Origin of the sequence: Pseudomonas allokribbensis (assembly GCF_014863605.1) — a bacterium.
Lineage (GTDB): Bacteria > Pseudomonadota > Gammaproteobacteria > Pseudomonadales > Pseudomonadaceae > Aquipseudomonas > Aquipseudomonas allokribbensis.
Window position 1 is genome coordinate 1246417 of the sequence record NZ_CP062252.1, and the last position, 12935, is coordinate 1259351.

The 12935-nt window shown below is 62.5% G+C and carries 11 protein-coding genes; all 11 read left to right on the top strand.

Features of this window, described 5'->3' with window-relative positions; translation table 11 throughout:
- The first annotated feature begins 256 nt into the window (after nucleotides 1-256).
- Nucleotides 257-1879: a methyl-accepting chemotaxis protein gene (locus tag IF199_RS05550; RefSeq protein ID WP_096819669.1), complete on the top strand. Its 1623-nt coding sequence runs from the start codon at nucleotides 257-259 to the stop codon at nucleotides 1877-1879.
- Nucleotides 1879-2415, top strand: coding sequence for a chemotaxis protein CheW (locus IF199_RS05555; RefSeq protein ID WP_096819668.1), 537 nt, complete (start codon nucleotides 1879-1881; stop codon nucleotides 2413-2415). The genes IF199_RS05550 and IF199_RS05555 overlap by 1 nt, the downstream gene beginning before the upstream one ends.
- On the top strand, nucleotides 2412-3689 hold the full coding sequence (locus IF199_RS05560; RefSeq protein WP_192559886.1) for a CheR family methyltransferase: 1278 nt from the start codon (nucleotides 2412-2414) through the stop codon (nucleotides 3687-3689). Before IF199_RS05555 ends, IF199_RS05560 begins: the two co-directional genes overlap by 4 nt.
- Entirely contained in the window at nucleotides 3686-4369 is a 684-nt protein-coding gene (locus IF199_RS05565) for a chemotaxis protein CheW (RefSeq protein WP_192559887.1), read from the top strand. Before IF199_RS05560 ends, IF199_RS05565 begins: the two co-directional genes overlap by 4 nt.
- Nucleotides 4366-6660 (top strand): hybrid sensor histidine kinase/response regulator, encoded by a 2295-nt coding sequence (locus IF199_RS05570; protein ID WP_192559888.1) that lies wholly within the window; start codon nucleotides 4366-4368, stop codon nucleotides 6658-6660. Before IF199_RS05565 ends, IF199_RS05570 begins: the two co-directional genes overlap by 4 nt.
- Nucleotides 6657-7667, top strand: coding sequence for a chemotaxis response regulator protein-glutamate methylesterase (gene cheB / locus IF199_RS05575; RefSeq protein WP_096819665.1), 1011 nt, complete (start codon nucleotides 6657-6659; stop codon nucleotides 7665-7667). Before IF199_RS05570 ends, cheB begins: the two co-directional genes overlap by 4 nt.
- Before the next feature lie 48 nt (nucleotides 7668-7715).
- Nucleotides 7716-8717, top strand: coding sequence for a response regulator (locus IF199_RS05580; RefSeq protein ID WP_096819664.1), 1002 nt, complete (start codon nucleotides 7716-7718; stop codon nucleotides 8715-8717).
- A gap of 106 nt (nucleotides 8718-8823) precedes the next feature.
- Nucleotides 8824-9919, top strand: a protein-coding gene (prfB, locus tag IF199_RS05585) for a peptide chain release factor 2 (RefSeq protein ID WP_102621447.1) whose coding sequence is annotated in 2 segments (ribosomal slippage) — nucleotides 8824-8895 and nucleotides 8897-9919 — 1095 coding nt in all. Because the reading frame shifts where the segments join, the coding sequence is not laid out codon by codon here.
- A 69-nt stretch (nucleotides 9920-9988) separates the two neighbouring features.
- Nucleotides 9989-11491: a lysine--tRNA ligase gene (lysS, locus tag IF199_RS05590; RefSeq protein WP_096819662.1), complete on the top strand. Its 1503-nt coding sequence runs from the start codon at nucleotides 9989-9991 to the stop codon at nucleotides 11489-11491.
- 118 nt (nucleotides 11492-11609) lie between these two features.
- Nucleotides 11610-12314, top strand: a complete 705-nt coding sequence (locus IF199_RS05595) for a TetR/AcrR family transcriptional regulator (protein WP_096819676.1) — start codon at nucleotides 11610-11612, stop codon at nucleotides 12312-12314.
- Between the two features lie 46 nt (nucleotides 12315-12360).
- On the top strand, nucleotides 12361-12915 hold the full coding sequence (locus IF199_RS05600; protein ID WP_192559889.1) for a hypothetical protein: 555 nt from the start codon (nucleotides 12361-12363) through the stop codon (nucleotides 12913-12915).
- The last annotated feature ends 20 nt before the right edge of the window (nucleotides 12916-12935 follow it).

Genomic DNA, 12935 nt, shown 5'->3' on the forward strand with positions numbered 1-12935 from the left:
TCGTTGCAGCAAGAGATAGCGCCGCTGAGCACACGGTGACCGTGTTGCCAGATCATCTATCACTGAAATGGCCAATCCATCGCCCCTTTTTGCCATTGCGTCACTGGCACGCCGCCCTCCGATTGCTTGAAAGTCCCTATCCAGAGCCCACCCCGTTTACCACCGGTAGGCTTGAGCGCGGCAAACCGTCTTATAAATGAAACACCGCCCTCAGCTATACTCCCCCGCAATTTCGATCTGGCCCCGAGGACTGACTGTGAAGAACTGGACGTTGCGCCAACGCATTTTGGCGAGCTTTGCGGTGATTATCGCCATCATGTTGCTGATGGTGGTCGTCTCGTATTCTCGGCTGTTGAAGATCGAAGCCAGTGAAAACAGCGTCCGTGACGACGCGATTCCCGGCGTCTATTACAGCTCGATGATCCGCGGCGCGTGGGTCGACAGCTATCTGCAGACCCAGGAGTTGCTGGGGCTGAAAGAAGGGCAGGGCGTCAGCAGTGAAGACGCGGCGGACTACCAGTCCTTCGAGAAACGTCTCCAGGAGCAGATGGCCAACTACCGCAACACCGTGACCACCGACGAGGACCGGATCGAGTTCGCCGCGTTTGAAAAGGATCACGACAACTACATGAAGATCCAGGACGCCGTGCTGGATCTGCACAAGCGCAATCTGGAAGCCGATGCGGTCAAGCTGTTCAACGAGAAGCTGACCCCGGCCTGGGTCGGCGGGCGTATGAAGCTCAACGACATCATTGGCGAGAACAAGAAAGTCGCCGACCAGGCCATGGCCAACATCGACGACGCGGTGGCGGCAGCCAAGGTCAGCATGTTTGTCTCGCTGCTGGTGGCCGTGCTGGCTGCCGGTTTCTGCGGTCTGTTGCTGATGCGCGCGATCATGGCGCCGATGAACCGCATCGTGCAGATCCTCGAAGTCATGCGTACCGGCGACCTGAGCAGCCGCTTGAACCTTGAGCGCAAGGATGAGTTCGGCGCCGTGGAAACCGGCTTCAACGACATGATGACCGAGCTCACCTCGCTGGTGTCCCAGGCCCAGCGCTCGTCGGTGCAGGTCACCACGTCGGTGACAGAGATCGCCGCCACCTCCAAACAACAGCAGGCCACTGCCACCGAAACCGCTGCCACCACGACCGAAATCGGCGCGACGTCCCGCGAGATTGCGGCGACCTCCCGTGACCTCGTGCGCACCATGACCGAAGTGTCCACCGCCGCCGATCAGGCCTCGGTGCTGGCCGGTTCCGGGCAACAAGGCCTGGCACGCATGGAAGACACCATGCACTCGGTGATGGGCGCGGCGGATCTGGTGAACGCCAAACTGGCGATCCTCAACGAGAAGGCCGGCAACATCAATCAGGTGGTCGTGACCATCGTCAAGGTCGCCGACCAGACCAACCTGTTGTCCCTGAACGCCGCGATCGAAGCGGAGAAGGCCGGTGAGTACGGTCGCGGTTTCGCGGTGGTCGCCACCGAAGTGCGGCGTCTGGCGGATCAGACGGCTGTCGCTACTTATGACATCGAACAGATGGTTCGCGAGATCCAGTCAGCGGTGTCGGCCGGGGTGATGGGCATGGACAAGTTCTCCGAGGAAGTGCGTCGCGGCATGTCCGAGGTCCAGCAGGTGGGCGAGCAGCTGTCGCAGATCATCCATCAGGTGCAGGCGCTGGCGCCGCGGGTGTTGATGGTCAACGAAGGCATGCAGGCCCAGGCCACCGGCGCCGAGCAGATCAACCATGCGCTGGTGCAACTGGGTGATGCCAGCAGCCAGACCGTCGAGTCGTTGCGTCAGGCCAGTTTCGCCATCGACGAACTGAGCCAGGTGGCCGTGGGCCTGCGCAGCGGCGTTTCGCGATTCAAAGTCTGATGAGCGAAATCACCGCCAAACGCAGCGCTGCACCGGTAGCGAAGCAGGCGTTGTTCCTGCTGTTTCGCATCGGCAGCGAACGCTACGCCCTGCGTGCCACGGAAGTGGCCGAAGTGCTACCGCGCCTGCCGTTGAAGCCGATTGCCCGGGCGCCACACTGGGTGGCGGGGGTGTTTGCCTATCGCGGTTCGGTGGTGCCGGTAATCGACCTCAGCGCTCTGACGTTCGGTCACCCTGCCGAGGCGCGCACCAGCACACGGCTGGTGCTGGTGCATTACCGCGCGGATGACTCTCAGCCGTCGCAATGGCTTGGGCTGATCCTCGAGCAGGCCACCGACACCCTGCGTTGCAACCCGGATGATTTCCAGCCGTATGGTCTCGACAATCGTCAGGCACCGTACCTGGGCCCGGTGCGCGAAGACGCTCGCGGGCTGGTGCAATGGGTGCGGGTCAATGATCTGTTGGACGAGACGGTGCGCCCGCTGTTGTTCCCGACGCCGCCGTTGGACCCGGCGCGGCTTGAGGAGCAGCCATGAGCAGCGACCAGCGCTTCTTCGATTTCCTCAAGGAACGCATCGGTCTCGACGTTGCTTCGGTAGGGCCGGCGATCATCGAGCGGGCGGTGCGCCAGCGCATCATCCTGTCGCAGATGGTCACGGCCGATGAGTACTGGCAAGCGCTGCAAGGTTCGCGGGACGAACAGCAAGCGCTGATCGAGGCGGTGATCGTCCCTGAGACGTGGTTTTTCCGTTACCCGGAATCCTTCGCCACCTTGGGCAAACTGGCGCGCAAGCGCCTGGCCGAGCTGAACAACATGCGTGCGCTGCGCATTCTCAGCCTGCCGTGCTCCACCGGTGAAGAACCTTATTCGATTGCCATGGCGTTGCTCGATGCGGGCCTCAAGCCCCATCAGTTCAAGGTCGATGGCATGGATGTCAGCCCCTTGTCGGTGGACAAGGCGCAACGGGCGCTGTACGGCAAGAACTCGTTTCGCGGCCAGGAACTGGCGTTCCGCGAACGGCATTTCATGCCGGAGGACGAAGGCTATCGCCTGAATGAATACGTGCGCGAACAGGTGCGTTTGCAGGTCGGCAATGTGCTGGATCCGACGCTGTTGGCCAGCGAGCCACCGTTCGATTTCGTGTTCTGTCGCAACCTGCTGATCTATTTCGATCAACCGACCCAGCAACAGGTGTTCGCCGTGCTCAAGCGCCTGACCCATGTGGATGGCGTGCTGTTTATCGGCCCGGCTGAGGGCAGCCTGCTCGGGCGGTTGGGCATGCGTTCGATCGGGATTCCGCAGTCTTTCGCGTTCAGTCGCCACAGCGATCCGCAACCCGAGCCGTTGCCAATGCCGGTCGCCATCCCGACACCGTTGCCGGTGCGCCAGCCGGTGCGCAGCGCGCCACCGCCGCCCGTGCGCAACCGGCCGTTTGCCGCTGTGACACCGTTGCCCGCCACCGTCAAAAGCCCGAATCCCGACGCCACGACCCTGCTGGCCAACATCGCCGCCCTGGCCAACGAAGGCAAAAGCGCCGAAGCCCGCGCTGCGTGCGAACAGTATTTGCGCAGCCATGAGCCGGTGGCCCAGGTGTTTTACTGGCTTGGCCTGCTCAGCGATGTTGCCGGCAGTGCTCTCGAAGCCCAGGGTTTTTACCGCAAGGCGTTGTACCTCGAGCCGCAACACGCCGAAGCCTTGATGCACCTGGCCGGGTTGCTGCAGGCCCAGGGCGACACGGCCGGTGCCCGACGATTGCAGGAGCGCGCCGCCCGCAGCGGCCGCACCGCCGACAGTGAGCGTAAACGATGATCCCGTCCGACACCTTGAACGTCACCCACGAAGACGCCCGGGCCATCGACGATTGCTGGAATCGCATCGGCATCCACGGCGACAAGTCCTGCCCGCTGCTGGAAGAACACATTCACTGCCGCAATTGCTCGGTGTATTCCGCCGCCGCCACACGCCTGCTCGACCGCTATGCGCTGCAGCAGGACGAACGCGATCCGGTGGCGATCCAGGTTGAGACCGAGCTGAAAACCCGCTCACTGCTGATGTTCCGCCTCGGTGAGGAATGGCTCGGCCTGGCCACCCGCAGTCTGGTGGAGGTCGCGCCGTTGCAGGCGATTCACTCTTTGCCGCATCAGCGCTCCCGGGCCTTGCTCGGCGTGGCGAACGTGCGCGGGGCGCTGGTGGCGTGCCTGTCGCTGGTCGAACTGCTCGACCTCGACAGCAACGCCGCCCCGGCGACGGGCGCACGGATCATGCCGCGCATGCTGATCATCGCGGCCCAGGGCGGGCCGGTGGTGGTGCCGGTGGACGAAGTCGACGGGATTCACGCCATCGACGAACGAATTCTCGATGCTGCGTCGCGTTCCGGGGCGCAGGTCAGTGCGAAATACACCCGAGGCGTGTTGCCTTTCAAAGGTCGCAGCCTGCGTTGGCTGGATGAAGAACAGCTGCTGTCCGCCGTGACCCGGAGCCTCACATGACCCCCGAGCAAATGCGCGACGCCTCCCTGCTGGAGCTGTTCAGCCTCGAAGCCGAAGCCCAGACCCTGGTGCTCAGCGCCGGGCTGCTGGCGTTGGAACGCAACCCGACCCAGGCCGATCAGCTCGAGTCGTGCATGCGGGCGGCGCATTCGTTGAAAGGTGCGGCGCGGATTGTCGGCATCGACAGCGGCGTCAGCGTCGCCCACGTGATGGAAGACTGTCTGGTCAGTGCGCAGGAAGGGCGGTTGTTCCTGCGCCCGGAACATATCGATGCGTTGTTGCAGGGCACCGACTTGCTGATGCGCATTGCCACGCCGGCCAACGGCCCGCAACCGGCGGACATCGAGGCTTACGTGGCGTTGATGGGCAGTTTGCTCGATCCGGCTGCGCCGGCAGTGGTGCCCGCCGCTCCGAGCGCGCCGCCGATGGCCGAGTTGCAGCTTCAGCCTCCGCCGATGGTCGAGCCGGCGCCCGTTGAAATCCCCGTCGAGGTTGCCGAGCCGGAACCCGCACCGCGCAAGAGCAAGCGCACCACCGAAGGCGGCGAGCGGGTTCTGCGGGTTACCGCCGAGCGCCTGAACAGCCTGCTCGATCTGTCGAGCAAATCCCTGGTGGAAACCCAGCGTCTGAAGCCGCATCTGGCCACGATGCAACGCCTCAAACGCATGCAGAACAATGGTCTGCGGGCGCTGGAAAGTCTCAATGTGCATCTCAAGGAGCATGCCCTGAGCCTTGAGGCCCAGGAAGCGCTGGAGGACGCGCGGCGTTTGCTCGCCGAATCCCAGCAGTTGCTGGCAGAAAAAAACGCCGAGCTCGACGAGTTTGCCTGGCAAGCGAGCCAGCGCGCGCAAGTGCTCTACGACACCGCGCTGGCTTGCCGCATGCGGCCGTTTGCCGATGTGCTGTCGGGTCAGGTGCGGATGGTGCGCGACCTCGGTCGCAGTCTCGGCAAACAGGTGCGACTGGAGATTGAAGGCGAGAAAACCCAGGTCGACCGCGATGTGTTGGAAAAGCTCGAAGCACCGCTGACGCACCTGCTGCGCAATGCGGTCGATCACGGCATCGAAACGCCGGAAGAACGCCTGCTCAAAGGCAAGTCCGAAGAAGGGCTGATCCGCCTGCGCGCCTCACACCAGGCCGGGCTGCTGGTGCTGGAACTGAGCGATGATGGCAACGGCGTGGACCTGGAAAAGGTCCGCCGCAGCATCGTCGAACGCCAATTGTCGCCGGCCGAGACCGCCGCCCAGTTGAGCGAAGAAGAACTGCTGACCTTCCTGTTCCTGCCGGGATTCAGCCTGCGGGACAAGGTCACCGAAGTCTCCGGGCGTGGCGTCGGCCTCGATGCCGTTCAGCACATGGTCCGCCAGTTGCGCGGCGCAGTGGTGCTGGAGCAGACGGCGGGCGAGGGCAGCCGCTTCCATCTCGAAGTACCGCTGACCCTGTCGGTGGTGCGCAGCCTGGTGGTGGAGGTCGGCGATGAGGCCTACGCCTTCCCGCTGGCCCACATCGAGCGCATGTGCGACCTGGCACCGGACGACATCGTGCAGGTCGAAGGGCGCCAGCATTTCTGGCACGAGGGCCGCCATGTCGGGCTCGTCGCGGCCAGTCAGTTATTGCAGCGTCCGGCCAGCCAGAACAGCGGCGATACCCTGAAAGTCGTGGTGATCCGCGAGCGCGACGCGATCTATGGTGTGGCGGTCGAGCGTTTCATCGGCGAGCGCACGCTGGTGGTGCTGCCGCTGGACGAGCGACTGGGCAAGGTGCAGGACATTTCCGCCGGCGCTCTGCTCGACGATGGCTCGGTGGTGCTGATCGTCGATGTCGAAGACATGCTGCGTTCGGTGGACAAACTGCTCAACACCGGGCGTCTGGAGCGCATTGCCCGCCACGGCCATCAGGCCGCAGAAGCGGCGCGCAAACGGATTCTGGTGGTCGACGATTCGCTGACCGTGCGCGAGTTGCAACGCAAGCTGTTGCTCAATCGCGGCTATGACGTGGCCGTTGCGGTGGACGGCATGGACGGCTGGAATGCCCTGCGTTCCGAGGACTTTGACCTGTTGATCACCGACATCGACATGCCGCGCATGGACGGCATCGAATTGGTCTCGCTGTTGCGCCGCGACAACCGTCTGCAATCGCTGCCGGTGATGGTGGTGTCCTACAAGGATCGCGAGGAAGACCGGCGCCGTGGACTGGACGCCGGAGCCGACTATTATTTAGCCAAGGCCAGTTTTCATGACGACGCCCTGCTCGACGCGGTGGTTGAGCTCATCGGAGGAGCGCGGGCATGAAAATCGCAATCGTCAACGACATGCCTTTGGCGGTGGAGGCCCTGCGCCGGGCGCTGGCCTTCGAGCCGGCGCATCAGGTGGTGTGGGTCGCCAGCAACGGCGCCGAAGCGGTGCGGCTGTGCGCGGAAAACACCCCGGACCTGATCCTGATGGATTTGATCATGCCGGTGATGGATGGCGTTGAAGCCACCCGGCGCATCATGGCCGAGAGCCCGTGCGCGATTGTCATCGTTACCGTTGACCGCCAGCAGAACGTGCACCGGGTGTTCGAAGCCATGGGCCACGGCGCGCTGGACGTGGTCGACACGCCGGCCCTTGGCGCCGGCAACGCCCAGCAGGCAGCGGCGCCGCTGTTGCGCAAGATTCTGAATATCGGCTGGCTGATCGGCGAGAAAACCGCTCGCGCACGCCCGGCCCAGACGACACCGCGCAGTTCCGGGTCGTGCCAGCGGCTGGTGGCGATCGGATCGTCAGCCGGTGGGCCGGCGGCGCTGGAGGTTTTGCTCAAAGGCCTGCCGCGCAACTTTTCGGCGGCCATCGTGCTGGTGCAGCATGTCGATCAGGTGTTCGCCGCCGGCATGGCCGAATGGCTGGCCAGCGCCAGCGGCCTGGACGTGCGCCTGGCCCGGGAAGGCGAGCCGCCGCAGGCCGGCGCGGTGTTGCTGGCCGGCACCAATCATCACATCCGATTACTCAAGAACGGCACGCTGGCTTACACCGCCGAGCCGGTCAACGAAATCTACCGCCCCTCGATCGACGTGTTTTTCGAAAGCGTCGCCAATTACTGGAACGGTGACGCAGTAGGGGTTTTATTGACCGGGATGGGACGCGACGGGGCTCAAGGGCTTAAGCTCATGCGCCAACAGGGTTACCTGACCATCGCGCAGGATCAGCAAAGCAGTGCGGTGTACGGCATGCCCAAGGCCGCCGCGGCCATTGATGCAGCCGTAGAAATCCGTCCACTGGAAAAGATAGCGCCACGATTGCTGGAGATTTTCCCCAAATGAACACGTCCATCCGCAATCCTGGCCCCCGCAGCACTCAGGTGACCGCCCATGAATGACTTACAGATCGATGACATCAAAACCGACGAGAACGCCGCCATGGTGTTGTTGGTGGACGATCAGGCGATGATCGGCGAAGCCGTGCGCCGTGGGCTGTCGAATGAAGAGAACATCGACTTCCACTTCTGCTCCGACCCGCATCAGGCCGTGGCTCACGCGGTGCGGATCAAACCCACGGTGATCCTGCAGGATCTGGTGATGCCCGGCCTCGATGGCCTGAGCCTGGTGCGCGAATACCGCAATCACCCGGCGACCAAGGACATTCCGATCATCGTCCTGTCGACCAAGGAAGACCCGCTGATCAAGAGTGCGGCGTTTTCGGCCGGGGCCAACGATTACCTGGTGAAGCTGCCGGACAACATCGAACTGGTGGCGCGCATCCGTTATCACTCGCGCTCCTACATGACCCTGCTGCAACGGGACGCGGCCTATCGCGCGTTGCGGGTCAGCCAGCAGCAATTGCTCGACACCAACCTCGTCTTGCAGCGGCTGATGAACTCCGACGGCCTGACCGGGCTGTCCAACCGCCGGCACTTCGACGAATACCTGGAGCTGGAATGGCGCCGTTCGCTGCGTGACCAGAGTCAGTTGTCGCTGCTGATGATCGACGTCGACTACTTCAAGTCCTACAACGACACGTTCGGCCACGTCGAAGGCGACGAGGCTCTGCGCAAGGTCGCCACGGCGATCCGCGAGGCCAGCGCCCGGCCGTCGGACCTGCCGGCGCGTTATGGCGGTGAAGAGTTTGCGCTGGTGCTGCCCAACACCTCGCCGGGCGGGGCGCGACTGGTGGCGGAGAAGCTGCGCCAGACCGTGGCGGCACTGAAGATTCCGCACAATGCTCCGGTCGAAGGGTCGAGCCTGACCATCAGCATCGGCCTGGCGACGATGGTGCCGGAGGCGGGCAGCGACTGCCGGTTGCTGATCTCGGCGGCGGACCGTGGTTTGTATCTGGCGAAGAACAATGGGCGCAATCAGGTGAGGATCGAATGAACCATCGGGTTCATTCGCCTCAAGAGCCGCCAGACGGGCTGCCGTGACAGCTTGATTACGTTATACTCGCCGGCTTTCAAAAGTTCGCCAACGAGTGCTGCCCGTCATGGAAATCAACCCGATCCTGAACACCATCAAGGACCTGTCCGAGCGCTCCGAAACTATTCGGGGGTATCTTTGACTACGATCAAAAGCATGAGCGTCTGATCGAAGTCAATCGCGAGCTTGAAGATCCTGCAGTCTGGAACAAACCTGAATACGCCCAGGAACTGGGCCGCGAGCGCGCTGCGCTGGCGCAGATCGTCGACACCCTCGACGAACTGAACGGTGGCCTGGCCGATTGCCGCGAGCTGCTGGACATGGCCGTTGAGGAGAACGACGAGGGCGCGGTCAACGACGTCGTCGAAGTCCTTCAAGGTCTCGAAGAGTCCCTGTCCAAGCTCGAATTCCGCCGTATGTTCAGCCACGAGATGGACCCGAACAACGCCTACCTGGACATCCAGGCCGGTTCCGGCGGCACCGAAGCCCAGGACTGGGCCAACATCCTGCTGCGCATGTACCTGCGCTGGGCCGACAAACGCGGTTTCGACGCGACCATCATGGAGCTGTCGGCCGGTGAAGTCGCCGGGATCAAGGGCGCCACCGTGCACATCAAGGGCGAATACGCCTTTGGCTGGCTGCGGACCGAGATCGGCGTGCACCGTCTGGTGCGCAAGAGCCCGTTCGACTCCGGCAACCGTCGCCACACCTCGTTCTCCGCGGTGTTCGTCTCGCCAGAGATCGACGACAAGGTGGAAATCGAAATCAACCCGGCAGACCTGCGGATCGACACCTATCGTTCCTCCGGTGCCGGTGGTCAGCACGTAAACACCACCGACTCGGCCGTACGTATCACCCACGTACCGACCAACACCGTGGTCAGCTGCCAGAACGAACGTTCCCAGCACGCGAACAAGGACACCGCCATGAAAATGCTGCGGGCCAAGTTGTACGAGCAGGAAATGCAGAAGCGCAACGCGGCGTCCCAGGCGCTGGAAGACACCAAGTCGGATATCGGCTGGGGTCACCAGATCCGTTCGTACGTGCTCGATGCGTCGCGGATCAAGGATCTGCGCACCAACATCGAACGCAGCGACTGCGACAAGGTGCTCGACGGCGACATCGACGAATACCTGGAAGCCAGCCTGAAATCGGGGCTGTAAGCTTTCACCCGACCTCAAGTCCCCCGCCATCGGCGGGGGCAACGAACCTGTGATGGAATATTTAAAGACATGAGCGACCAACAACTCGATCCGCAAGCCCTGCAACAGGAAGAAAACTCCCTGATCGCCCTGCGCAAGGAAAAGCTTGCTGCCGAGCGCGCCAAGGGCAATGCCTTCCCGAACGACTTCCGCCGCGAAAACTACTGCGAAGCACTGCAGAAACAGTACGCGGACAAGACCAAGGAAGAGCTGGCAGAGGCTGCGATCCCGGTCAAGGTTGCGGGTCGCATCATGCTCAACCGTGGCTCGTTCATGGTGATCCAGGACATGACCGGTCGCATCCAGGTCTACGTCAACCGCAAGACCCTGTCCGAAGACACCCTGGCCGCGGTGAAAACTTGGGACATGGGCGACATCATCGCCGCCGAAGGCACCCTGGCCCGTTCCGGCAAGGGCGACCTGTACGTCGAGATGACCAGCGTGCGCCTGCTGACCAAATCCCTGCGCCCGCTGCCGGACAAGCACCACGGCCTGACCGACACCGAACAGCGCTACCGTCAGCGCTACGTTGACCTGATCGTCAACGAAGACGTGCGTCAGACCTTCCGCGTGCGTTCGCAAGTGATTGCGCACATCCGCAGCTTCCTGATGAAGCGCGACTTCCTCGAAGTCGAAACGCCGATGCTGCAGACCATTCCTGGCGGCGCTGCAGCCAAGCCGTTCGAAACCCACCACAACGCGCTGGACATGGAAATGTTCCTGCGTATCGCGCCAGAGCTGTACCTCAAGCGTCTGGTGGTTGGTGGCTTCGAGAAAGTGTTCGAGATCAACCGCAACTTCCGTAACGAAGGCGTTTCGACTCGTCACAACCCTGAATTCACCATGTTGGAGTTCTACCAGGCTTACGCCGACTACGAAGACAACATGGACCTGACCGAAGAACTGTTCCGTGAACTGGCGCAGCTGGTTCTGGGCAGCACCGACGTGCCGTACGGCGACAAGGTGTTCCACTTCGGCGAGCCGTTCGTGCGCCTGTCGGTGTTCGATTCGATCCTCAAGTACAACCCTGAGCTGACCGCCGATGACCTGAACGACATCGACAAGGCTCGCGCCATCGCCAAGAAGGCCGGTGCCAAGGTGCTGGGCTTCGAAGGTCTGGGCAAACTGCAGGTGATGATTTTCGAAGAACTGGTCGAGCACAAGCTGGAGCAGCCGCACTTCATCACTCAGTACCCGTTCGAAGTGTCGCCGCTGGCCCGTCGCAACGATGACAACCCGAACGTCACCGACCGCTTCGAGCTGTTCATCGGCGGCCGTGAAATCGCCAACGCCTACTCCGAGCTGAACGACGCGGAAGACCAGGCCGAACGCTTCATGGCGCAGGTGGCCGACAAGGACGCCGGCGACGACGAAGCCATGCACTACGACGCCGACTTCGTTCGCGCGCTGGAGTACGGCATGCCGCCAACGGCCGGTGAAGGTATCGGCATCGACCGTCTGGTGATGTTGCTGACCAACTCGCCGTCGATCCGCGACGTGATCCTGTTCCCGCACATGCGGCCGCAAGCGTAAGTGTTTCAATAAAAAAGCCGCCTGAAATGGGCGGCTTTTTATTGCCTGTCTGGTACAAACGTATCAAATGGTTAATTTTGAAGAAAACAACAGAGGTATGCCTGTCGTGATCGGTGCAATGGCTCAAGAGGGTGCAGCGGGAATCGCCACTGCGGTCGCTGAAAGTGTTCAGTACCAGGGCCGCAAGGCCAGCCGACAGGGCAGCGAGCAGCGTCGGCAGGACATTCTCGACGCGGCGATGCGCATTGTCGTGCGCGACGGCGTGCGTGCCGTGCGCCACCGTGCGGTGGCGGCCGAAGCCGGTGTGCCGTTGTCGGCGACCACCTATTACTTCAAGGATATCGATGACCTGCTCACCGATACCTTCGCCCAATACGTCGAACGCAGCGCGGCCTACATGGCCAAGTTGTGGATCAACAACGAAGGCCTGCTGCGCGAAATGGTGGTCAGCGGCGACGGCAGCCCGGAGTCGCGCTCGCAGCTGGCGGACGATATCGCCCGGTTGATGGCTGACTACGTGCACCGGCAACTGGTCAATCGCCGCGAGCACTTGATGGCCGAACAGGCCTTCCGTCAGGAAGCGCTGCTCAACCCGCGTCTGGCGGTATTGGTGCGCTCCCACCAGCAGATTCTGTTGCAGGGCACCTGCCAGTTGTTCCAGGTGCTGGGCTCACGCGAGCCGCAGCAGGATGCCAAGGTGTTGACGGCGATTATCGGACGGATGGAATATCAGGGCCTGCTCAACGACGCCGAGCCTTTGGCCGAAGAGGACATGCTCGGCATTCTGACCCGCTATATGCATCTGGTGCTGGCGTCGATGTAACGCTCCCACAGGTCCGGTGGCGAGTTCGGTTCATAGGGAGTGTTGAATGAAAGCCTGGCGTGGCGCGTTGATCGCGCTGTCGTTCCTGCTGCTCAGCGGTTGTCTGGTGACCTTCAAGGAGCCGCTGCCCGCCAGTGAGCCGGCACCCAAGGGCCTGCTCGGCCAATGGTCGAGCACCAACGCCTGGGGCGAACCGATGAACCTGGAACTGACGCGCCTGGGCAACGACCGCTATCAGGCGGTCGCGTACTTCAAGGCCAGACCGCGCGAGCGCGAAGCCTATCCGTTCACCGTGTCGCGCCATGGCAACCGCTGGTATCTGTCGGCGAAGGTGCCGGCGCAGTATGGCGGGCACTTCACCATCGCCGGTTTCGAGATTACCGATAAGCACGAACTGGTGATCTACAACCTCGATCTCGAACAGATCAACCAGGCCATCGCGCAGAAAAGCCTCGACGGCCAGGGCTTCCAGACCGATGACGGCGAGGGCGTGCAAGTCGACAGCACTCTCGAAAAGGTCTTTGCTTACCTCGACGACCCGGCCAATTCCGACGTTTTCGTCGAAGCGGCGCGCTATCAGCATCAGGCCAAGGCCAAATAATTCAGTTCGTCACGTTTTCT